Annotated in this window: 23 protein-coding genes and 4 pseudogenes; 9 read left to right on the forward strand and 18 right to left on the reverse strand. The window is 66.1% G+C overall.

Translation table 11 applies throughout. From position 1 onward, the window contains the following. Nucleotides 1-46: 46 nt before the first annotated feature. The 3 genes and pseudogenes from ACIQM4_RS27600 to ACIQM4_RS27610 all read right to left on the reverse strand — a co-directional run bounded on the left by ACIQM4_RS27600 (nucleotide 47) and on the right by ACIQM4_RS27610 (nucleotide 2,829). On the reverse strand, nucleotides 47-442 hold the full coding sequence (locus ACIQM4_RS27600; protein ID WP_401596900.1) for a hypothetical protein: 396 nt from the start codon (nucleotides 440-442) through the stop codon (nucleotides 47-49). Nucleotides 443-912: 470 nt separating this feature from the next. Continuing rightward, nucleotides 913-2,267 (reverse strand): annotated as a pseudogene (locus tag ACIQM4_RS27605) (transposase). 220 nt (nucleotides 2,268-2,487) lie between these two features. Continuing rightward, nucleotides 2,488-2,829 (reverse strand): hypothetical protein, encoded by a 342-nt coding sequence (locus tag ACIQM4_RS27610; protein ID WP_401596902.1) that lies wholly within the window; start codon nucleotides 2,827-2,829, stop codon nucleotides 2,488-2,490. A gap of 315 nt (nucleotides 2,830-3,144) precedes the next feature. Between ACIQM4_RS27610 and ACIQM4_RS27615 the strand changes: the two are divergent. Then, nucleotides 3,145-3,357: pseudogene (locus ACIQM4_RS27615) on the forward strand (transposase); the annotation flags it as partial. Nucleotides 3,358-3,408: 51 nt separating this feature from the next. Here the strand turns inward: ACIQM4_RS27615 and ACIQM4_RS27620 are convergent. From ACIQM4_RS27620 to ACIQM4_RS27655, 8 genes are all read right to left on the reverse strand, one after another. Beyond that, on the reverse strand, nucleotides 3,409-4,230 hold the full coding sequence (locus tag ACIQM4_RS27620; RefSeq protein ID WP_401596905.1) for a MerR family transcriptional regulator: 822 nt from the start codon (nucleotides 4,228-4,230) through the stop codon (nucleotides 3,409-3,411). Nucleotides 4,231-4,804: 574 nt separating this feature from the next. Further along, the gene (locus ACIQM4_RS27625; RefSeq protein WP_401596908.1) at nucleotides 4,805-5,083 is read right to left on the reverse strand and encodes a hypothetical protein; all 279 of its coding nucleotides are present in this window, start codon (nucleotides 5,081-5,083) and stop codon (nucleotides 4,805-4,807) included. 35 nt (nucleotides 5,084-5,118) lie between these two features. Beyond that, nucleotides 5,119-5,280: a hypothetical protein gene (locus ACIQM4_RS27630; RefSeq protein WP_401596910.1), complete on the reverse strand. Its 162-nt coding sequence runs from the start codon at nucleotides 5,278-5,280 to the stop codon at nucleotides 5,119-5,121. A gap of 113 nt (nucleotides 5,281-5,393) precedes the next feature. Further along, nucleotides 5,394-5,723, reverse strand: coding sequence for a GNAT family N-acetyltransferase (locus ACIQM4_RS27635; RefSeq protein WP_401596913.1), 330 nt, complete (start codon nucleotides 5,721-5,723; stop codon nucleotides 5,394-5,396). Beyond that, a complete protein-coding gene (locus ACIQM4_RS27640; RefSeq protein ID WP_401597499.1) occupies nucleotides 5,606-5,908 on the reverse strand; it encodes a hypothetical protein in 303 nt (100 codons plus the stop codon). The genes ACIQM4_RS27635 and ACIQM4_RS27640 overlap by 118 nt, the downstream gene beginning before the upstream one ends. A gap of 658 nt (nucleotides 5,909-6,566) precedes the next feature. Further along, a complete protein-coding gene (locus ACIQM4_RS27645; protein ID WP_401597471.1) occupies nucleotides 6,567-7,220 on the reverse strand; it encodes a DNA alkylation repair protein in 654 nt (217 codons plus the stop codon). Between the two features lie 303 nt (nucleotides 7,221-7,523). Then, a complete protein-coding gene (locus ACIQM4_RS27650) occupies nucleotides 7,524-7,775 on the reverse strand; it encodes a hypothetical protein (protein WP_401596915.1) in 252 nt (83 codons plus the stop codon). Nucleotides 7,776-7,881: 106 nt separating this feature from the next. Continuing rightward, on the reverse strand, nucleotides 7,882-9,399 hold the full coding sequence (locus ACIQM4_RS27655) for a hypothetical protein (RefSeq protein WP_401596918.1): 1,518 nt from the start codon (nucleotides 9,397-9,399) through the stop codon (nucleotides 7,882-7,884). A 1,273-nt stretch (nucleotides 9,400-10,672) separates the two neighbouring features. Here ACIQM4_RS27655 and ACIQM4_RS27660 point away from each other — a divergent pair. Both ACIQM4_RS27660 and ACIQM4_RS27665 read left to right on the forward strand, forming a co-directional pair. Further along, nucleotides 10,673-11,371 carry a transposase family protein gene (locus ACIQM4_RS27660; RefSeq protein ID WP_401596920.1) on the forward strand — a complete coding sequence of 233 codons (699 nt, stop codon included), beginning with the start codon at nucleotides 10,673-10,675 and terminating at the stop codon, nucleotides 11,369-11,371. Continuing rightward, a pseudogene (locus ACIQM4_RS27665) lies at nucleotides 11,260-11,838 on the forward strand (hypothetical protein); the annotation flags it as partial. The gene ACIQM4_RS27660 and the pseudogene ACIQM4_RS27665, both read left to right, overlap by 112 nt. A 14-nt stretch (nucleotides 11,839-11,852) precedes the next feature. Here ACIQM4_RS27665 and ACIQM4_RS27670 read toward each other — a convergent pair. The 3 genes from ACIQM4_RS27670 to ACIQM4_RS27680 are packed head-to-tail and all read right to left on the reverse strand — an operon-like array spanning nucleotide 11,853 to nucleotide 12,927. Beyond that, nucleotides 11,853-12,191: a hypothetical protein gene (locus ACIQM4_RS27670; protein WP_401596923.1), complete on the reverse strand. Its 339-nt coding sequence runs from the start codon at nucleotides 12,189-12,191 to the stop codon at nucleotides 11,853-11,855. Beyond that, nucleotides 12,188-12,679: a hypothetical protein gene (locus tag ACIQM4_RS27675; protein WP_401596925.1), complete on the reverse strand. Its 492-nt coding sequence runs from the start codon at nucleotides 12,677-12,679 to the stop codon at nucleotides 12,188-12,190. Before ACIQM4_RS27675 ends, ACIQM4_RS27670 begins: the two co-directional genes overlap by 4 nt. Before the next feature lie 44 nt (nucleotides 12,680-12,723). Then, complete coding sequence (locus ACIQM4_RS27680) at nucleotides 12,724-12,927, reverse strand: hypothetical protein (RefSeq protein WP_401596927.1); 204 nt, start codon at nucleotides 12,925-12,927, stop codon at nucleotides 12,724-12,726. A 435-nt stretch (nucleotides 12,928-13,362) separates the two neighbouring features. On the opposite strand from ACIQM4_RS27680, the gene ACIQM4_RS27685 reads away from it, so the two are divergent. Both ACIQM4_RS27685 and ACIQM4_RS27690 read left to right on the forward strand, forming a co-directional pair. Beyond that, entirely contained in the window at nucleotides 13,363-13,761 is a 399-nt protein-coding gene (locus tag ACIQM4_RS27685; RefSeq protein WP_401596929.1) for a hypothetical protein, read from the forward strand. Nucleotides 13,762-13,841: 80 nt separating this feature from the next. Then, nucleotides 13,842-14,769 (forward strand): annotated as a pseudogene (locus tag ACIQM4_RS27690) (transposase family protein). On the opposite strand, the gene ACIQM4_RS27695 reads toward ACIQM4_RS27690, so the two are convergent. Together ACIQM4_RS27695 and ACIQM4_RS27700 are read right to left on the reverse strand one after the other, a co-directional pair. After that, the gene (locus tag ACIQM4_RS27695) at nucleotides 14,721-15,716 is read right to left on the reverse strand and encodes a tyrosine-type recombinase/integrase (RefSeq protein ID WP_401596932.1); all 996 of its coding nucleotides are present in this window, start codon (nucleotides 15,714-15,716) and stop codon (nucleotides 14,721-14,723) included. The pseudogene ACIQM4_RS27690 and the gene ACIQM4_RS27695 overlap by 49 nt on opposite strands. Then, nucleotides 15,632-16,339: a hypothetical protein gene (locus ACIQM4_RS27700; RefSeq protein ID WP_401596934.1), complete on the reverse strand. Its 708-nt coding sequence runs from the start codon at nucleotides 16,337-16,339 to the stop codon at nucleotides 15,632-15,634. Before ACIQM4_RS27700 ends, ACIQM4_RS27695 begins: the two co-directional genes overlap by 85 nt. A 58-nt stretch (nucleotides 16,340-16,397) precedes the next feature. On the opposite strand from ACIQM4_RS27700, the gene ACIQM4_RS27705 reads away from it, so the two are divergent. From ACIQM4_RS27705 to ACIQM4_RS27720, 4 genes are all read left to right on the forward strand, one after another. Beyond that, nucleotides 16,398-16,637: a hypothetical protein gene (locus tag ACIQM4_RS27705; protein ID WP_401596937.1), complete on the forward strand. Its 240-nt coding sequence runs from the start codon at nucleotides 16,398-16,400 to the stop codon at nucleotides 16,635-16,637. A gap of 356 nt (nucleotides 16,638-16,993) precedes the next feature. Continuing rightward, nucleotides 16,994-17,872, forward strand: a complete 879-nt coding sequence (locus ACIQM4_RS27710; protein WP_401596938.1) for a hypothetical protein — start codon at nucleotides 16,994-16,996, stop codon at nucleotides 17,870-17,872. A 201-nt stretch (nucleotides 17,873-18,073) separates the two neighbouring features. Then, nucleotides 18,074-18,460, forward strand: coding sequence for a peptidase inhibitor family I36 protein (locus ACIQM4_RS27715; RefSeq protein WP_401596941.1), 387 nt, complete (start codon nucleotides 18,074-18,076; stop codon nucleotides 18,458-18,460). Between the two features lie 56 nt (nucleotides 18,461-18,516). Then, on the forward strand, nucleotides 18,517-18,930 hold the full coding sequence (locus ACIQM4_RS27720; protein WP_401596944.1) for a peptidase inhibitor family I36 protein: 414 nt from the start codon (nucleotides 18,517-18,519) through the stop codon (nucleotides 18,928-18,930). Nucleotides 18,931-20,120: 1,190 nt separating this feature from the next. Here ACIQM4_RS27720 and ACIQM4_RS27725 read toward each other — a convergent pair. Further along, the gene (locus ACIQM4_RS27725) at nucleotides 20,121-20,978 is read right to left on the reverse strand and encodes an IS5 family transposase (protein ID WP_401596947.1); all 858 of its coding nucleotides are present in this window, start codon (nucleotides 20,976-20,978) and stop codon (nucleotides 20,121-20,123) included. Between the two features lie 14 nt (nucleotides 20,979-20,992). Next, a complete protein-coding gene (locus ACIQM4_RS27730) occupies nucleotides 20,993-21,403 on the reverse strand; it encodes a RacP protein (RefSeq protein ID WP_401596950.1) in 411 nt (136 codons plus the stop codon).

Here is a 21,403-nt window from a genome sequence, read left to right on the forward strand (position 1 = left end):
CGAGTTCAGCACACCAGACAAACCTCAAGCCACACACGCTGAACCATCACTGAAAACAGAACACCGAACCACTAAAAAACCAACGCCGAGCATCATCCGATGATTTTCGTTCGCAGGAGTGGTCCAACTTCTGAAACGATTCTGAGGAGGGGTCCGAGTGGACCTGTACAGCATCATGTGCGTGAGTGACCGGACCAGGGCAGTGAAGTAGTTCGAGACGTTCTTCGGGCGGCCAGCGGACGAGATCATCGGTGAGGAGTACCTGTGGCAGGTCGGTGAGAACGCGTGGGTCGTCATTGACGATCGAGACGTGCGCGCTGAGCGAGTAGGCGGAGCCATGATCACGCTCGGCGTGCATGACCTCGACGACATCCTGGCCCGACTCGCCGCACACGGGATCGACCACGAGCCGGTCGAGACCTACAGCAGCGGCGTCCGCCACGTCGTCGTGCTGGATCCCGACGGGAACAGCCTCTCGCTCGCCGAGGTACCCACAGTGAACCTCTCAACCTGCGCGGCGCTGGATCACACTGCATCTGACCTGCCCGAATTGAGGTTGGAAAACGCTCCCTGGTCTGATGAGTTCGATCTCCGCACACCGTCGGTTTCGGGACCCGCGCAACATGAAGTACGACTTCCTCGCGCCGGTCCTCGTGTGCTGTCCCGGCTGCGAGAAGGTCGCTCACGTCGTGGCAGGACCGGAGCCGGCCGGGGTGCACGATCCGGACCTCTTTGCACCAAGGCGTCTCGTCTGCCGGACCTGCGGGGTGGAATGGAGCCGTGGAGGTGTGGCCCTGCACCGGGACCGGGACGCGCCGGCCACGGACCCGTACTTCAGCGTCCGTCTGTGGCTGCAGACCGCGACCCGTCACGAGTGGGTATGGGCCTACAGCCTGGAACACCTGGACCTGATCAGGCGATTCGTGCAGACGCCGCTGCGTGAGGGGATCTCCTGGCACGACCACGGCCGGAAGATGACCGTGGTGGCCCCGCGTGGCTGCAGCAGGCCAAGAACCGCGACGAGGTGCTGCAGGCCATCGCCCGCATCCACGCCTCACTGCTCCGCGCCTGATCCGGGAACACCGGGGCGCGAATGCGCTTCTCCGGTCTTGAGGACCAGACCGACGGGACGGAGATCGGTGGCCAGGGCACGGACGAGACGCAGTTGGGTGTGAGCGGCACGATCAGCCAAATCCACCGGTCAGCGACCTCGGGATCACTGAGCTTGGGGCGGGTCCGCCCGAGCGTCTGCTTGATCATTCTGAAGGTGTGCTCAAGATCGAATCTGCGCAGGAACGCGTGCCGGAGCCGGTCGACATCCGTCTCGCTCGCGCCGGTGCCCGACCACCACAGCCAGACTGGCTTGGGGTCCGCTCCGTTGGGCAGGCGGTCGACCTTGAGCCGGATCACGGTGCCCTCGATGATCGGCAGTTCGTCCCGGTGGGTGAGCCAGGCCGCACGTCGGGTCAGCCGCGGATGGAGTCGGTCGAAGGAGGTGGCCACCGCGGTGCCGTACCGCTCCGTCTCCGTGACTGTCCGGACGTCGGGCTCGCCCCAGGTGTCCGGCTGGCCGAAGACGAACTCGCCGCCGTGCTTGGGTGGCCGTCCGCCCTTCGGGTCGTAGATCCTCGTTGGTGTGGGCGGGCGCATCACCCGGTCCGACCGCAGCCTGCCCAGCAGCTCGACCGGCAAGTCCGCCAGCAGGAACGACAGGCGCTGAACGTCGTAACCGGCGTCCAGGACCAGGAGAATAGCCAGGTCTCTGGGCTTCCACTGGCCGGCGGCGACCAGGCGCTCGGCAACCTCGCGGACCTGGACGGCGGTGACCGCCGCGACATCGGCACCCGGCTCCACCCGGACCGCGTCCGGCGCGCGGTCCAGGAGGTGTGTCCAACCTCCAGTGCCGCGACGATCGAGTACGGCCAGCCCGGGATCATCCGGTGCTCGTTCTTGTCCCGGCCACCGGTGTGGCAGAACAAGCGGTCCGGCGACGTGTTTGCGTCCGGCCGCAGCCACGGGCTGACATCCGCCGCGAGCACCAGGCGCCCGTCCGCGGCCCGGGGCAGCGGCAGCCCGGCCAGCGCTCTCCGCAGTCGTGCGACGTCGACGCGGCCGCGGTTGAGCCCGCCATACAACACGCCGTGCCCACGCCGGTGTTCGGGCGCGAGTGCGAGATCAACCAGAGTCTTCACGGGCCCATCGGAGCAAAGCAGTGCGTCGCAGAGCTCGAACAGTTCATCGCCCCGTCTGGTCAGGCACGCATACAACTCCGACCGGAAGTGTGATGCTTCCGCGAACGCCTATCGGCGGACTTCCTCGTTCAGCAGACTCGATTCCACGGCCTTCGTTACGGTCACGGGCGCTCCTTGGTCGGAGCACAGGATCGGGCGAAGGCCGCCCGGATGTCCGCTGAACTGTGAAAACACGGCTCAAGTTCGAGGGCCGTTCGACGCTGGGTCGATAAACGACAAGCTAGGTGACAAGGGCTCAATCCGCGAGGGACTCTTGCCTGCCCGTCGCAATGAACTCGTCCAGCAAGTCGAAGAGAATCGCAACCATCTTTTGATCCTGTTCGGCTGTCAGGTACCTGATATCAGGCAGCGCCCCATCCTCATATACCTCGCAGAGAACGAGCTGCGGCCAGAACAACTCAGGGCGCCCCTTATTGCGTTGCACGAGCCAGCCGTGAAACGCCTTGAGAGAGAAATTCCCTGATCCCATTTCATACCCTGAGAGGAAAGCGCAGGTTCCCTCGTATGTTCGCATCATGACATAGATGCCATGATGCTTCTTCAGTTCGGGCAGGAACTTCCAAAGCGATGGAGTCATTTTCAGAACCCGAAGTCCATATCTTCCCCAGTAGAGGAAACGTTTCTTGAAATCAGAGATCGCAATGCCGTTAGGAGCTCACTGATCGTAGATCTTGCCATCCTTGATCACGACAGTGTGATGGAACCAACTCTCGGCGAGCTCCGGTGGACCTGGCCCCAGGGGCATGAGCTTGTGCAGCGCTCAACCCGCCGATAATGCGGGTCAGGTTGGCCGGGGCCAGGCGGACCGGCATGCCCGCGTCGCCGCATTCGGCGATGTGCCAGCTTCTGGGGACGAGGGCGCCGTCGTCGGCGCGAACGCGGGCTCATCCCGCGCATCGCGCGCCCGGGGATCGAATCGGGCGAACGGCTCGGCCGGCACCGTTGGAAGATCGAGCGGACGATCGCCTGGCTGTTCGGCTTCCGCCGCCTGACCGTCCGATACGAGCGAACCGGCTCACACTTCCTCGCCTTCCTCGGCCTCGCTGCCGCTCTGACCTGCTACAAGAAGCTCTCAAGACTGAAGTCGGGCAGCGGGAGACCGTAGCGGTCTCCCGCTGCCCGCACGGGATCACTGGCAAGGCAGGGGCGCGATTGATCAGGCCCGGGTCACCGGTGCCTGCAGTTCCGTCACCCAGTCGTCACGATTTTCCGGGCACTCCAGGTTGATCTCGCGGGGGTATCCGGTCGACTGGTAGTCGTTGGCGTCGATCCAACGGGCCAGAGCCTGGGCGGTGGGGAGCGCGGTGTCCATCGAACCGCGGTGCATGATGGCCGCTGCCTGGTCGAGGGACGGCAGGTCGAGGATTCGGAAGGTGTCGTCCTGGAGAGGGGCGGAGACCTGGACGGCGGCGTGGACGCTGATCCTGCCTGGGCCCTCCGGGGCGTCCTCGTAGTACGCGACGCCGGGGCCTGTGGGGGTGATACCCGCCGACCCCAGGCACCGGAACAGCTCGTCGTAGAGCGGCCCGATGACCGGGCCGATGTCCTTGGGCTCGAAACTCGCGGCGGTTGCGGTCAGCTGCGCCACTCGGATGGAAGGGACGCTCTTGATGACAACGTCGTTCGTGGGCATGTGCCCCTCGCTCTCGATCGCTCGGAGCCTAGCCTCGACCTGGACCAGCCGTGCTCCTGCGGCAGCCATTGCGGTCTCCAGTTCGGCCCGCCGCAGCCGCAGCATGCCGCGCAGTTCCTCGATGCTGACCTTATCGTCCACGATGTCCTGGACCTGCTGGAGAGTGAATCCGAGGTCCTTGAGCGCGATGATCCGGTTGAGGCGGGCGAGCTGAGCAGCGGTGTAGTAGCGATAGCTGCTGACGGGGTCGACGTGAGCCGGTCGCAGCAGTCCGATCGCGTCGTAGTGACGCAGCATCCGGACCGAGACGCGGCCATGCCGGGCGAAGTCTCCGATGGAGAACATGATGTCTCCGAGCTGACCGCCTGACACGGTGTGAGGGTCAAGAAGCTACTTGACGGCCGGGGGACAGGGAAAACTCCGGGCCTCATCGACGCAGCTACACGGGGGCGCCCGCAAGCGAGCCGTCCGTGACGAGACATCGCCACGTGAGACATTCTCTTATCCCGAAGTACTGAAGATGTTGCGGCGGGAGGCGAGTGGCCGGGGCCGACCGACGGAGCAGGTTGGGCAATTCCGTGCCTCGCTGGACAACGACTGTGAGGCGAGGGCGTATCTCTTCCGGTGCCGGGTCTGCGCAGCCCACCTCGCATACACCGACTTCGCATAGGCCCTGCCGCAGACGGGTCGAACGGCGTCCCGAACGGTGCCAACCGCCTGGAAGCTCGGTGTGCGCGGACGCCGGGCGAGAAATCAGCCGCGGTCGCTATCGGGACCCACTCGTCGGGCAGGTTTGTGCGCGTGTCCGAAGGGGATTGAGTTCCGGGCGGCGCGTAGAACACCTTCGCCTTGTGTTCCCACGTCGTCGTCTCCAGCGCGACCCGCTCCGCACGGCCCAGGGACGGCCCCCGCTGGGGGACTACAAACCGCGCAGCGCCTCATACAGTTCGTCGTAGATGCTCCAGCAGATGACGCTGCCGTCGTCGTTCAGGCTGCCTATGTACCAGTAGTCGTTCTCGGAGACCTTCACGATGCAGAGAACGCCGAACCCAAGGACGAGCGTGGGGTGAAGAGTTTCGTCAGCAGCGTCGTAGTACACGGCGGCTCGATCCGGGTTGAGCACCTCGGCTCGGGCATCCCCGGAGACGTCCTGAATCTGTTGGAGCGTCCATCCGTCCGGCGGCTGGTGGTCTTCCATGACGCCGCCAGCGTAGCGCTCGCGCCAAGCACGGCCTAAACGTTGTTGCACAAGGTCCGTTCAAGGACACGTTCAGCGACGGCGAGTTCGTCCCGCTCGGCCCGCACTTCCGTCAGCTGTTTGGCCAGCTGATCTTCGAGTTCGTCCAGTTCCGCGCGCCGCGCGGTGATTCGTTCCAGCAGCTCGGGATCCAGCATGCACCGGATCGTAGAAGGCTGCCGAACTGCTGCGAGTGAGAATCAGCAAGCTGACCATTGGAACGGGTGACTGCGGTCTTCGAGCTGACCAGGATCACCCGTTGCCGCTGAACTCAGAGCACACGCTGGTAGCGAAGCTCAGTGAGCGTGATCTCGTCATAGGGGTCGTCCTGAGTAGCACCGTCGGCTTGATAGCCAGACCGCTCGTAAAAGCGCCGGCCTCGTTCGTTGTCGGAGAGAACCCACAAGGCCGACACTTCGAAGCCCTGACTCTTCATCTGCGCATGGGCCTCCTCCAGGAGCCTCCGGCCGATGCCCTGTCCGATCAGATCCGGTGAGACGTACAGGGCGTAAACCTCACCGACCCGTCCCAGATCAGGCACTTCACCTCGCCACGGCCCGAAGCAGATCCACCCCACCGGGTCACGGTCACCGAGTGCCACAAGATCTCGTGACTGTCGTCCGGGTTGGGAAACCCACTGCCGCCGTTGACTGGCATCACCTCCACCGTCATGGCATCCAAATACGTCTGGGGAACGATGCCGGCGTACGCCGCCTGCCATCCCCGGACTCGGATCGTCGAAACGGCCTCGACATCGGCCGCATCCATCTCCTGCACGTGCACCATCGCGCCACCGTAATCGCACAGGTGCCTCAGGACGAACTCCTTTACCCCGCCATCGGTGCCTCCTCCAACGAGAGCAACTCCTGACGAACGACCTACTACGCAGACGGTCGCTCATGAGCTGCGTGAGTCCCCCGAGCACGAGGCACACCAGCCCTTTGACCTGCGGCTTCAAGGTTCTTCCACTGCGCTGACGGTGCCGCGTTCGTGGGCCCGGCTGGGTCCGCCGAACTCGCGGCTTATCCCGAAGTACTGAAGATGTTGCGGCGGGATGCGCGCGACACAGCCCGGTGAATCTTCCCGGTCACAGCACCAGGGAGCCTCAACAGCTGACCCGAGGCGGGCGATAAGGTGCCCGCGCAGCATCACACGGTCGGGGTGGACCTGGTCATACGCCCGCCCGGAGTCCGTGTCCGCGTCGTTCGTGAGGCTCGACGCGACGGAAGGCGTCCGCGTCCGACACCGTCCGCGGGTGCTCGGCAGCGCGCGCCCGTGCTTCGGCAGCTCGGAAGCCCGTGTGTGCTCGCCATAGCGATCCGCTGTGGGTGGTGGCGCTCACCATCCGTGCCTGGGCGGCGCGCCGCGCGGTCTCGTGGTCCCGTTCCGTGCCGCGTGGCTGCTCGACGTCATCGAGGTGGGTGGTCTGCCCGCGCGCCGCCCTCTATGCCCTGCCCTCGTCCGTCCGGCGGCGTACCATCTCGCCGATCCATTCAGGCGCGTACGGCGAGGTGCAACCCCGTGGTGTCGGGTAGTCCTTGAGTACCTCCAGGCGCTCGCCGACGGCGAGGGCAAGGGCTCGGTACTCGGGGTGCTCGATGCCGATCTGGGCCAGACAGTGGTTCATCGCCCATTGCAGGCGGTCCGGGGCGTCCTTCATCTCGGCCTCGATGACGTCGAGCAGCTCCGTGAGTTCGAGGCCCTCGGGCTTCTTCGCCACGCGTTCGGTGGTCAGCGCCCAGCCGGCGCTCGCGACCACGGGATCCGGGTCGGCGCACCAGACGAGGCGCAGTTCCTCGGCGTGCGGATTGTTCTTCACCACGTAGCTCACGAGCCAGTCGTGCACCTTGGGTACGCGCGCTTCACGCAGCATGGAGTCCAGCTCGTCGCGCCCGAGCCCCCTCGGGCGGAAGATCAGGATCGCCAGGAGCTGCGCCGCGGTGTCGCCCGTGTTCCAGAGTCCGGTGGCGAGTTCCTGCTCGGACTTCAGGCGCTTCGCGAGCGCGCGCAGCTTGCCGAGGTTCACACCGTGGTCGTCACCGTGCTTCTCGTTGACCGTCCGCACCCTCGGGTCGTCGAGACCGGCCAGCTCGGCCATCACCTCGGCGACCGTGGTGCCGGTCGCCGCTGCTCCGGTCGCCGGGGGCCCTGAACCAGTCGTCCCGGAACCCGATGCCTTGACCACTGGTCTTTCCCGCCCTTCGTGTACGCCGTCTGCGGATCTCAGCGTACGGCGGGTACCCGCGCGGACGCCGCCTCGTCCACGGCCCGTGAAGGTGCCCGTTTGAGGACCTCTGTGTGCTCTTCACGGTCCGCACGGTGATCGCCGGCGGTAAGCGGTACCAGCCGTGGAAGGCATGGATGCCAGGTGGCTGTCCGGCCGCGGCGGGAGGCTGGGTGGTCAGCTCTGCTGGGGAGACAAGACCTGATTGGTGATGCTGGGGTCCTTGGGCAAGTACATGTGTGAGAAGTAGTCCAGTGACAGTTCCGTTGCGGGGGCAGTCGGCTGGGCTGTGTAGACGGCGAGGACATTGCCGTCAGGGTCGCGGACGGCGAAGGAGGACGGCAGTGTGGGGTCGCCGGTGGTTCGCAGGACCGGGATTCCGTCGGACCCAGTAGTCAGGTTCAGCTGGTAGGTATTCTCGGCGGCCATGCCACAACTCGTTCACCGGATCAGATCACAGCGACCCGCAAACACGAGCCGCCAGCTCTGCCTGTTGCCTTCCCGAGGCGGTTTACACCCTGGCAAAGGTGACGGTTCACTCGTGAGGTATGGAGCAATGCTCCGGTGCTTCCGGTCTGCCGACGCTCGACGGGTCCGAGAGTAGTTCCCTGAGCCTTTCGGCGATGAGGGGCCGTCCCGGGTCGATGCCGTCGCAAAGTTGTTCCTGGATCGCGAGGGCGGTGCGGGGGTCGGTGCACACGGCCTCCAGGAAGGTATCAAGCACGGTTTCGTCCGAGCGCGTCTCCCAGAACCAGCGGTGCAACCAGGGAAGGATGGCAGCCATCTCGTGCGTGCCGAGTACCTGACAGGCCGCCTGCATGATCGACTTCTGGGCCGCCGCGGGTTGGTTCGAGTCGCAGAGGTGTCGCCAGAACTCCGGTGTCACCGGCACTGGTTGTGCGAACGGGTCGCGGTCAGGGTCGAAGTATGCCTTAGCAACAGGCTCCGCGTATGGGTGCCCGTCGTGAGCGAGCGCCAGGAGCATTGCCGCAGCGTCGGCTGGACGTGCATCGGTGTGCAGTGCTCCGGCAGCCATACGCACGACACCGGGCACGGTCTCCTCCACAGCCGGTTCAAAGATCGCCAGACGCTCCCTGAGGGGCCGGTCGCCGTTCATCCACCCGGCCAGCCAGCAGGAGTCGTAGAAGCGTGTCCACCGTACCGATCTGTCGGTGATCCAGTCCTGCCGCTGGGCGAGCAGTTCAGGCAGCGGCCGTCGACGTCCCAGCGCGGTGAGCATGTGCTCGGCCCACTGGCGGGGGCGGCCAGGCACGGCGTCGACGAGCAGGGCCGTTCCGATGTCGCTGACGTCCGCCGCGCTCCGGCATCGCATGAAGTCATCCAGGAACGTCAGGCCGGCCGTCGTTACCTCAGGGCTGGTCTGCGGCGGGGTGCACAGCCAGACCAGGAGGTGCAGGGCTGCCAGAGGGCGCAAGGTGATTGCCGAGGACGTCAGGAGGTCGCCGCACCGGTCGGACGCATCCGCCTTCCATCGGCGGCGCACCGCGTTCTCGACCTCCTGATGGGAGCGCGGGAAAGCGAGCGCAGCGTCCAACTGCTGGTTCAGCTTGCGGACCGTCGTATGGCTGACGTCGAGCTTCTGCTGGAACCGCGTACGGTCTGCACGTAACTGCCGTCTCTCCGTGATCAATTGCTCGACCTGTTTCTTGGCCGCAGCAAGGTCTGTGGCGCAGGCGTCCAGTTGACTCTGGAGTTCTTCGCCCCGGCGCCGGATCTCGGCAAGGTCGCGGCGCCGTGTCTCCTCCTCATAGCGGCGTTCCGGGTGCCGCCGGGCCACGAGGGCCAGCAGGAGCTGGTCGGCCCGCTGCTGGATCCGCTGCGCCACAGGTCCCCCAGGGCCGCGATCTGCTGCGACGATCAGTTCGTGCAGAAACGCGGTCTGCGGGACCTGGTGCAAGTTCATGAGCCTGGAGAGCTGGGTGGGGTTGAGACCACAGCGTCGCGCATAACTCTGCTGCGTCAGTCCAGTGTCTCTCAGGAGAGCTTTGAGCAGAGCCTTCAGCTCGGGTGTCGGGTCGGCGTCAGCAGTCATGTGGCCATTGTGCGGGGCGAGTTGCCAGCAGGTGGCAACTATTGCGCACTAGCGACAGCCATGTGCCCGGTCCGAGCATCGGCCAAGGGAAAGCTCCGCCGTGACAGAAACCTGGCGAAACCCCCGACCAGTGAGGGCACGCCGCGTTGCGGCGGCGCCCCGCCCTGCCAACGAAGTGAGGGTCCGTGAACTCCGGCAACACGAAACATGGAAAGGCCACCGTCCCCTACCTTGAGTTGCGAGTCGGGGACCTCCACCTGGTGCTGCACCGGCGCCCGGTCCGGGTACTGGCCATACTGTCCGCGGTGCTGCTCACTGGCGCCGGCTGGGCACTGAGCCGCGGCTTCCTACCTATGTGAGCGGCACTCATGCCGCCGCGCCGGGCGACCTGGTTCGTGCAGGCCAAGGCCGAGGCCCGCGCGGTCAGCTGCTCGGACGGGGTGACGCCCCCGGCGACTCCGGGCATCGATTTGTCCTTCGCAAGACTAGGCAGAGCGACCGATAGCCGGTAAACGCGGCGGGACCGCAGCCGCGGGGTGAATCCGAGGGTTCGCGCTCCTGGAGAATCACCGGACGATGTACCCGCAGGCAACCGACTCCGACGACCGCCGGCACGAGAGGGGGGCTACGGCCGTTTCCGGCACTACTGCTCTTCCTCACACACTCAACAGGTCAGCGTACCTGTCGCCGCCTCGACGACAGCTGCGGGCGGCCGGACGCGGCGGCCTGGAGCACTGCGACCCGCGAGGCGCCGTCTCAGTGGGAGGAGCAGAGCGTGACCACGATACGGGCGAGGTCCGCCAGGTTGCTGGTCGAGACCTCGGCCGAGGCTGGCTGCTCCTCCCCCATGGTGGGGCCTTCGAGCCCCTGTACGACTGCAGTTCCTCCTGGCTGGCGGACCACGGCCGGCCCGCAGAAATCCTCGTCCGCCGTGCGCCGGCGCCCCGGCCCAGAGCCTCCAAGTGTTGAGGTACTGGCGAAAGCTGATCCGTCGCGTCGAGGAGAACACCCGTCTGCTGGCCAACCTCCTGACCTCACCAACGAACGACCCACTGCACATGCACTCATAGCGGGTGTGCGGTGGACACGGTCGCCGCCCGTAGAGTGGGATGGCTTTATTCACCAGTAGTGCCGTCAGTTGTTCACGGGTTTGGGTTCTGGCTCACTTTCCGTGGAGCATGCACGCTGAGTGACGGGGCTCGGGCGAATCGGCCTTTGGGGAAGTTGCCCGGAATTGGCCGTACCGGGTGCGGTGTGGCCGCCAGTGCGGCCCATGGAAGAAGTGGTGCTCCGGCTGGAGGAGTTGCTGTTCCCGTCGATTGCCGACGTGGCGGTGCTGCCGGTCGCCGTGAACAACGAGGCGGTACGCGTAGAGGCCCGAAGCACAGCGGCTGGGGCCATCTGTCCCGGATGCGCGATCTGGTCACAGCGGATTCACAGCTCCTACCTGCGGTTTCCCACTGATGTGCCCAGCGGAGGCAGACAGGTCGCTCTCTGTTTGCGAGTCCGCAGGTTCCTCTGCCCGGTCATCTCGTGCGGGAGGCGGACTTTCGCGGAACAGCTGCCAGGGCTGACGCGTCGGTACGGTCGGCGGACCGAGCGGCTGCGGTCGACGCTGGCCGCGGTCGGGCTCGCGCTCGCCGGTCGGGCCGGCGCCCGCATGGCGCGCGTCTTCGGCGTCTCTGTGAGTCGCAGCACGGTGCTGCGACTGGTCGAAGCACTGCCCGACCCCGAAGTTCCAGCCCCGCGGGTGGTCGGCGTCGATGAGTACGCGACCCGCAAAGGGCGTCACTACGGGACTGTCCTGGTCGACGTCGAAAGCCGGCGTCCAGCCTCGCGGCTTGCCTCGCGAAACGGCCCGGGGTGGAGGTGGTCTGCCGCGATCGTGCACCGTTCTTCGCCGAAGGTGCCACGGCCGGGGCACCACAGGCGGTGCAGGTCGCGGACAGGTGGCATCTTTGGCACAACCTGAGCGAGGCCGCGGAACGGTGCGTCGCAGACCACCGAGGATGCCTACAGGTCCTGGCGCCAGATCCAGCCCAGCCTGCCCCCGAGCCAGAGAAGCTCGAAGATCCCTCCGGCTCGCCCTGGCCAAGGGGACACCGCTTCGCTGACCGCACCCGTGTGAACCACGCGACCGTCCACGAACTGCTAGCCACCGGGCTCAGCCGGAGGGCGATCGGCCGCCACCTCCGGATGACCTCCCGCACCGTCAAGCTCCTCGCCGACCAGCCACCCCGGAGGACCTGTTCCGCGGGCAGTGGCAGGGCCGACCATCCAAACTCGACGCCTTCAAGCCCTACCTGGATGACCGCTGGAACCAGGGCTGCACGAACGCCTGGAGGGTGTGGGAGGAGGTCGTACCGCTTGGCTATCAGGGCAGCTACCAGCGGGTTCGCGCCTATTTCCGGGAGAAGCGACTCTCGCCTGGCCCCTTAACGACTCGGCCTCCGTCACCCCGCGTCGTCGCCGGATGGATCCTGCGCCGACCGGAAACCCTCACCGAGACAGAGCACCTTCGACTCAAGGCCGTTCTGGTCCACTGCCCTGAGCTGGACGCTCTCACCGGTCACGTCCGTTCCTTCGGCCAGATGCTCACGCAGCGCCAGGGCGAACGGTTGCCGCAGTGGTTCGATGCCGTCCGGCGCGACGACCTCCCCGGCCTCCACACCCTCGCCGCAAACATCGACCGCGACCGCGCCGCCGTGATCGCCGGCCTCACCCTGCCCTGGAGCTCGGGCGTGATCGAAGGACACGTCAACCGAATCATTCTGTGGAATCAGCAATGTCAAGCCGTGTACTTGTGCATCACGTCAAGATAGTGACGGTCTCGGTGAGGCACGTGGTTGTCCCGGCCCGGGAGGCTGAAGACCGCGTAGACATCAGCGGGCCGGGTGAGGATGCTGGACTGCTGACCGAAGGTGAGGGTGTTGTTGACGTGATGCTCACAGTCTGCGGTGTCCAGGGCCGTGATCAGTTCCTCGCGGAGGACAGTGGCCTCGAACGACTCTGATTCGGGCAGGACGAGAGTGGGGAGCTTCGCCGTCGAACCGGGCCAGAGGTGGATCCAGATGCCGCTGACCGCCCGCTGGGTGACGTCCAGCTTGAGTCCGCCCCAGGAGTACGGGTAGCCGTCGATGTCGGGCCCCTTCATGACGTGGGCGGGGTGCGGCCGCCCCGGGCCGAGGAGGTTCTGCGCCTCGGCCAGGAGCATTCCGCAGTGAAGCGGGCCGATCCGGCCGGTTCGGGCGAAGTCGACGAGCACGTTCATCAAGGTCACGGCAGTGACTGTGTCATTCCCCTGGGCCTGTGTGCACTCCGATATCAGCGCGGTGCGGAGCCCGTTCCGCCCTGTCGGACGTCGACGACCGGCAGCAGGCGGGCCGTCACCGGCACGTCCAGTTCGCGTGGTGTCGGGCCGGCCGGAGTGGGTCTGTCAGCAAGGCAGTCGAGTAGTCGGTCCAGGGCTGCCTGGCCGTCCTCGACGGCTGCCTGCTCGTCGTCGGTCAGCGGGATGGACACGGTCATCTTCTGCAAGTTGCTTTTCGCTTCCAGGAGTTGGGATCTCGTGGATTGCTTTGGGGTGTAAAAGTCGCAGCGTGCGCTGGCCATGCGGTGCTGGCACTGCTCGAATAACTGCGGCGTGCACGACAGCGGCGGCGGCTCTCTACGCTGCATCGCTGACGTCGGAGGTCCGCGATAGGGCGGGGTGTGTGCTGTTGTCCATGGCGGTTCTGTCCGACAAGTGGGATTTCGGTGAGCGCAATCCGGGATGATCGGATGCTGCGAGTTTGCCGGGAGACGTTGAGGGCTGCGGGCCCTTGTGGGCTGTCAGGCCGTCCGGCATGATCGCGAGCATGATGACCAACCGAAAGGCCCATGCCGCGTAGACGGCCTGGCGCGCTTCGCGCCGAAGATCCGGCCCCGGCCGTCTGGAGCCCTTGGACCTATCGGATTCCCGGATTGTCCGAGCGCACCTGCGCCGAGATCCAGCGCACGGAGCGTGATCACGGTGACTCCTGGGCCGGGCTGTGGGACGGCTTGTGGGATGGGGCGGTGGAAGCCGCGCTCAGGCACTACCGGGCGTTCCTGCGACAGCCCGGCCGATACCTGGAACTGTGCTTCCCAGCCTCTCCCCATCCGGAGTCCTCGCTTGTCGACGTGGCGAACGCCCGGGACATTCTGCAAGAAGCGTTGCGTTCGCTTCCGCAGCCGTCCCGCGCCGAACTTGGGCGGGTGGTGGCGCGTTTGGACGCAGAGCTTCGCCGCCGGACCCTGCCCGACCCACACGCCTACCGGCACCTGCGGTGGCATGGCGAATGGTGGCACCGACGCCTCTACGACGGTGAATTCCGGTGGTGAAGGGCTGCAACCGGTCCTAACTTCTCCAGAAATGCCGTGCCGGTCATGGCACGAGGGGAGCCGTATAGGTTGAGGGGATTGTGACGTCCGTCTTGGCCCGTACGGCTCTTTCGCATCGCATCTGCACCGGCATCCCGAGGAAGCAGCTCGGTTCGCTCATCGCCGAGTTGGCTGCCCCGTGGTTGGCACGGCAGGACTCCCGGCTGCGTGAACGCCGAGGTCACGACCGCCTGCGGGCCGAAGGGGGCGGGCCTGGCCATCAACTGGTATTCACCGACCGGGTGATTGCCACCCTGGTGGTCCTGCGGTTCCAGCTCCCGCATGCGGCTCTGGCCGTCCTCTACGGCGTCGACCGTTCCACCATCACCCGCGCTGTCCATGAGATCCGCCCGCTCCTGGCCGTGCGCGGCTTCGCGGTCCCCTGCGAGCCCGGATTGCGCCTGCGTACGATGGCCGATGTCTTCGCCTATGCCGACGCGCGGGGCGTTGAGCTGCGGCTCGACGGCACCGAGGTGCGGGTACGGCGCCCGAGGGCCGGCAAGCCAGGCAGGCCGCCGGGCCTTCGTCTCCGGCAAGATGCGGCAGAACACAAAGAAGGCCACCGTCATCACCGACGAGAGGGGTCGCACTTTGTGGACGGGGGCGATTCGGCCGGGCCGTATGCACGATCAGACGGCGGTGAATACCGAGGGGATCGGCGACCTGTTTGAGCGGTATCCCACGGTCAAGGCGAAAGTCGACGCCGGATACCGGGGCCTGGCCAAACAGTTTCCCGATCAGGTCCAGGCACCGCCGAAGAAACCCGGCAAGGACGCCCTTGCCGCGGACGTCACCGCGTGGGAACAGGCCCGCAAGCAGCAGTCTTCAGAGCGGATCTGCGTGGAGCATGCCAATGCCGAGCACAAGCAGTGGCGAACCCTTCAGCGGTACATCGGACGTCGCGAGTACTACGACGATACTCATCTCGCGATCGCCGGCCTGGTCTCTGACCGCACAGCCATGCGGTGATCGCCCAACAACCGAACCGCCAGGCCGGCACATTGCGGCCTCAGTCGTGCACCACACCGTAAGGTGTAGCTGCAGTAGCCGTGTCCGAGGTCGTAGTGCTGCCAGGGCTCACCGCCTGCGGCGGCGCCGGAGGCGACCGCGTCGCGGTCGATCAATACCTCGATCGTGCGAACGTTCCGCTCGAAGTAGCCAGCCTCGGAGTAGGCCTTCGACAGGGTGCTCGGTGTGATCTTCGCGTAGTACTGGGTGGATTGTGGGGAGCGGTGTCCGAGCCAGGTCTGCAGTTCGAACAGGGTCATCGGCTCCTTGGCGTTGTAGAGCTGGCTGGCGATCGTGGACCGGGCGCGGTGGCTGGTGATATTGCCGCGGACGTCGGCGGCCGGGACTCCGGCCTTGCGGCAGAGCATCGGGATGATGGTGTTGTTGATGTAGCTGGTGGAGACGCGGCGAGCCCGGACGGCGAACAGCGGGTCGACCAGCTCGCCGGTGCGGCGATCGGTGAACTTCGGCTGGTCGGGGCGGGCTGCCTGCCAGGCGTCGACGGCCTGGCCGAGGATCGGGTCGACTGGTTTGGTGAAAGCGGTGCCGGTCTTGTGGGTGGGGACGTCGAGCAGGCAGATCGCGTCGCGTGCCAGGACCTGCTGCGAGTCGCCGGCGATCGGTGTCCCGTCGTGCTGCCAGCGGATGCAGCCCACCTTCAGCCGGGCGATCTCGTTGCTGCGTCGTCCGGAGAACAGCCAGGTCAGCGTGACCGCGCGGACCAGTTCGAAAGGGTAGAAGTGCCCGGAGCGGGTCTGGGGGAGGTCGGCGGGTTCCAGGTTCAGGCCCGCCCACAACAGTTTCGCCCAGACCTCGTCGGCGATCACCCGAGGGTCGGGTCCGAGGAGGGCGGTGACGCTGCGGGGGATCGCCAACGCGCGAAGGGGGTCGAGCGGCGGGGCAGCCACTCCCATTCCTGGCAGTCCCGGAAGAACGTCCGTAGCGCGGTGATCTGCCCGGCCTCGCTGGGCGCTTCCAGCGGCTTGCCTAGACGGGCGCCCAGCCCGATCGTGCGCTGGACGTAGTCGCCGACCTTCATCCGGTCCAGCGCAGCGATCCACGAAGCGCAGGTCTGCCGGGTCCAGTCGGCCGGATCGGCGGCGTCGGGCTGTTCGGCGGCGATCCACCGGCCGACCTTGAGCAGGTTCGAGCGGACGCTGCCGCGAACGCGCGGGGTCAGCGTCGAGGTGGTGTGCCAGCGATCCGCCCACTGTTCCCAGATCGGCGCGCCGCCGGCCCGGGCCGAGTGGTGGCCGGTGCCGGGACGCGGAGGATCACAGAATCCGAGCTCGGCGACCGCCCGCTGCATCGCGTGCATGGTGTTCAGCCGACTGCCCTCCAACAGCCCGTCACGGCGGACCCGGTCGAAGAGTGCGGTTTCCATATCCGCAAGATGCGGGCAGCGGTTGAGCAGGAACAGCTGCCAGGCCACCATCGGCAGCAGGGTGTCCTCGTCCGCCCGAGCCGGTAGCCCCAGGCGCTCAGAACCCGTCTCGGAACTCGCTTCGAGGGTTCCGAGACGGGTGCTCACCGCCCCCGCCACATTGGAAGGGGAGGGGACTGTTGTAGATTCAGCTACACACCGTGACGTGCTCGTTGATCAGAGCCTGGCCGCGCTGCTCACGCACCGCACCCACGCCCTGCGCGGCCGTGACGGATACCGCTGGACCACGGCGCCGCAGTCGCAGGACGCCCAGGCGTTCTTCCCGGTCCTCACCGAGGCGACGGGCGTGGCGTTTCCCTGGGAAGCTCACCTGTGCGAGCACATGCGGGCGCGGGAGCCTCGGCGCCTTCCGGACAGGCAGCAGCTCGACCCGCCGCCCCGCTGAGAGCACAAGCACACGTCAGTGCCTGCTTATGTGAGGTCTTCGTCAACCAGTCCGTCTTGCTGCCGCTGCGGCGGGGATAGCGCCCTGCCCGGATGGTCCAGCCGGAGGGCGCCAAGGGGCGGGAGCTGCACACGCGTTGCACGGGGGATGGTACTTCGTAACTACATACGCACGGATGTGCGATCTCTGCTACGGTCGCTCCGACTTTAGATGATCACCAGTAGCCTGCGACGGGGGATGCAATGAAGGCCCAACGAAAAAAACCGGTACTCATCGCGGCCCTTGCCCTGGCTGCCGCAGGCGCCTTGACGTCCGCGCCTCCGGCTTCCGCGGCGTCGCCGACGTTCGAGTACGAAGTGACACGGAAGGCCGAGGCCTACCGGGACATCCCTGGCACTGGCGTGGTGTTCACCGCCGCCGCGGGGGAGAAGTCCTACCTCTGGTCACGGAACTTCAGCATCGCCAACGTCACCGGCCTGGGCAGCGGCGACAACATCGGATCCACCGCGGCGGTCCGCTGTTCCTACCCCAACGGCACAGCCCTGCCGGGCGACACCGAGGCGGGCGCTTACTGGGCGACAAACCAGGTCCCCCCGGGTGAGAAGTCGGTAGCACCCGCGCTGCGCTGGGTCTTCACCGCGCCGACCGCAGGCACCTACAACTGCCGCCTGTCCGTGACCAGTTACTCCAGCATCATCCAGAACGGCCGCACCGTCACCATGAAGGTCCCGGCCGGTGCGGAACTGGCCCGGGCCCCGTACCCCTCCGCGTCCCGCTGGACGCTGCCCGCCACCGCCGGCACCGTCATCGCCCGCGGAAGCACCCACACCACCCTGGGATACACCTACACCCCCACCGGCGGCGACAGCATCACCGTCGTCCAGGACGCCGCCCTGACCACCTGCATTCCCGACTCACGGATCTGCCCCGGTGGTTCGAGTGCCTACACGGGCACACAGGCCGAGACCTGGATCGAGGCCCAGCCGCAGAACCCCGACGGGGCGAAGTGCGGACCCCCGATCAAGGCCGCACCCGGCAAGTGGAACATCACCACCGCCAAGCACCACCAGAGCGCCACCAACGTCCTGCACCTCACCAAGTCCCAACTCGGCGGCTGCACCCAGATCCGCACCACCCTCAAGGTGCAGAGCACCGACGGCAATCCGCTCAACCTCCATGCCGGCCACGCCCCCGGCCAGATCGCCGCCACCCACGGACTTGCCTTCACCAGCTGACGGGCACACCCACCGAGAACTCCGTGTCAGGAGGGCGGGTTTTCTCTCCGCGCCAGAACGGACCTCCTCGGAGAGGTCCGCCGCACTGCCTGCTGCAGTCCAACCGGGCCAGAACGAGGCTCGTGCCGTCAGCCAAGAACCACATCAGCTGCACTCACACCATGACGCTATTCAGCATGACGAAAGTGAATGGAGAAAATAGTGAACTGGAAATACAAGGTTGTAACAGGCGCCGCACTGATGACGCTCACCATCGGGCTCTCAGCTGCCACAGCAGCGCCGGCAGCCGCCATGGGCCCCTGTCCCAAGGGAAAGCTCTGCCTGTACGAGGGGGTTGGCTACATTCACCTGGATGTGACGTCAACTAGTACGAAAGCCTGCATCTATCTCTTTAAATTCGGAGACTACAAATTTAAAGACGGTATCGGATCATACATCAATGACCTTCCGGTAAATGCCGTTGTCTACCACAGGTCCGGCAGCTCGTACATCGTGGACGGAACAATCCGCCCTCAAGGGTTCAGCAGCATGACCGGCGGATACTTCGGTAAAAGCGGAGCCGTCTGCATGGGCGGCGTCAAGCCGTAAATCCCTGAAAACCAGCCCAGTAAGCACCTCTCTGCACCGATCAAGGAGTCAGCATCATGAAACTGAAAAAGATGGGCGCCGCCATCGCGGCAACTACCGCATTGTTCTCCGGAAGCACTCTGATTGCCGCTACCCCGGCCGCAGCTGTCGGCGGCTGCCCCTCTGGCAAGCTCTGTCTCTACCGCAGCACCGAGTACCGGACCCTGGCCTTCACGTCCACCAGCACCAGTGCTTGCTTCTCGCTTAAGCAATATGGCATGGGCTACGGAACGAACGGAATCAACTCCTATGTAAACAATCTCTCTGTCAAGGCGACGATCTGGCGGACTGAGCACCCGGACACCGCTTGGTCTACAGGAACCATTCGGCCGGGCGGGTTCACTAGCAACACACAGGCTGTGAACCCCGACAACAGCGGTTACGAATGGAGAAGCGCGGACCAAATATGTACAGGCAGCGCGAAGCCGTGAGCCTCGGGAAACCAACAGCGCAGTGACTGCGTAGCGGGCTTGCGCTTCTGACCTCGATCGTTCATGAGTCCCCGTCGGTTCGCTGACGGGGACTTTGTTTATGCAGGATGGTGGCTTTCCGGTGCTGGTGTCGTTTCGTGGGCGCAGCTGAGGAGTGATCGAGTGCATCGCCCCCGGGAGGCAAACGGGATCGGCTGGTAGGACCTCAAGTGCCGGTGCTGGTCACGGCCTCTCGGCGAAGGCTGGCCGTCCCCGAGCCGCGCGGTGACGGTGAGGCAGTTGGTGACGCTCGGGTAGGTGGCCAGGTACCGCCGAAGGAGCCAGGCGTCATAGGCCGCTTCGCCCTCCAGTACGCCACCACCCAGGGCCTCCACGTCATTGCCCTGTCCCCCGATGATGCTGGAGGGGGCTCGTTGGTGTGCGGGGCGGTTGCTGGCCTGGTGTGTTCTGGGTTCGTTGTGAGGCCAGGGACCTGGTCTGCGCCTTCCTGACGTCCGTGCAGGCCGAGTCTGGGCTGCCGGTGTCGGGGCGGGCGATGGACATGACCCAGCTCGCGGTGAGCGAGCTGGTGACCAACGCCCGCAAGTACGCGCCGGGGTTGTGTCTGCTGACCCTGGAGGTCGAGGACGGAGCCGTCCAGGTCACCGTGTGTGACAGCAGCGGTGCCTTGTGCGGCCCGCCCCACCGGGGTGGCCGCTGTTCAGAACACCAAGTCAGAGGCGGCGCCCCGGCCGCCGATAATCCCGTTGGGGCCGGCCGTCTCCTTCAGGTTATGGTCGATGATTTCCTGGGGGTCTGCCACTGGCAGGTCGGCGCCGCCGCAGTGATTGAGGGCGCTGGCGACGGGGACTTGTGCCAGCAGTCCCTGGACTCCTCCGCTTCCGTTTGTTGTCTGTCCTCCTGGTTGGGCGCGGGTGCCGTGGTTGCCGTACGAGTTGTCGTAGCTGGGGGATCCGATGACGATGATTCCGCCTGCTGCTGCGGGTGCGGCGGTGGCGAGGCCGGTGCCGATGGCCGCTGGTCAGGGCGAGCGTTGTGAAGGTTGTATGAGTGGTCACGCTCTGCCAACGATGTTCAGTGTGCGTGGGTGACGGGCCGTTCATGATCATGTCGTTGCCTTGGCCGTTGCGGCACCGCGAGCGCGGACACCAACAAGAACGAGCAGAACTCAGCCATCATGGGCCCGTTGATCACGCAGACTGGGTTGCTTCCACCGGGCGGGGGGCGGCAGCGTTGGGATGGACGGGGTGCCGGGTGAGGCGCCTGGTCATCAGCGTGATGGCCGCGAGAGTCAGCATGGCCTCACTGTGTTCCGGCAGCGTTTCGTAGTCCCGGACGTTCCGTCGTGCGTGCAACAACCACGCCAGACTCCGCTCCACTACCCAGCGGCGCGGCAGGATCACGAATCCCTTTGCGCCCTTGGGCCTGCTCACGGTCTTGATCGTCAGGCGGAGGAAGGTCTTGGCCCAGTCGACGAGCTTGCCGGCGTAGGCCGAGTCAGCCCAGACGATGGTGATTTCCGGGTGCATCAGCCGGAGCCGGAAGAGGACTTCGCGGGCTGCGACGCTGTCGTGCATGTCGGCTGGGGTGACCATCACGAACAGCACAAGCCCTTTCAAGTCCACGACTATGTGTCTTTTCCTGCCGGGCGTCTTCTTCCCCGCGTCGTACCCCGACGTGGCACGCGGGACAGTGGCAGCGACCTTCACTGACTGCGAGTCGATCACCGCCGCCACGGGGTGCGGAGAGGTGCCCATCGTTCGACGGATCCGGCGCCGCAGCTGGTCGCGGATGAGGTTGAACACCCCGGCCGCGGACCAGCGGGTGAAGAACCCGAACACTGTTTTGAACGGCGGGTAGTCCTGCGGCAGGGCACTCCACTTGCAGCCCGTGTCCACGAGGTAGCGCAGGGCATCGACGATCTCGCGCCGCGGGTGCGCCTCCGGCCGGCCGCCGCGCGGCGTCTCGCAGGCCGGGACCGGCAGCAGCGGCTCGACGAGGAACCATTCAAGGTCGGTGGTGTCCGAGGGATAACGGCGTCGGCGCATGTGCGTCCCGTCGTTCAGGCGATCAGGTCGAGGGTGGACTCGACGGAGTTGAGCTGGGCCACGATGTGGCGGACGCGCTTGTCCTGCGGATCCACCGCGGCGTGCGGGGCGATGGTGCCGGTGATCAGGCGGCGGACCTCGGTCAGCAGCACGTGGACCCGGGCGGTTTCGTAGGCCTCCAATTCATCGGGGTCGACGGTGAACTGGTAGCCGTCCGCGCGGGTGTAGATCACCGGTGACCATCCCTTCGTCGTGATGATGTCGCGCATCATCGCGAGTCCGGAACGCGCCTGGCCGCAGGTGAGCTCGGTCGCCCGTGTCAGCTGCGGCATGTGCAGCCCGGCCGGGCGGGCCTGCCGGAGCGCCCGGCAGATCGCCTCCGCGTGCTCTCGTGCCGCGTCGCCCCGGCGCCGTGACCGGGGCAC

The organism is Streptomyces sp. NPDC091272 (assembly GCF_044757485.1).
Taxonomy (GTDB): domain Bacteria; phylum Actinomycetota; class Actinomycetes; order Streptomycetales; family Streptomycetaceae; genus Streptomyces.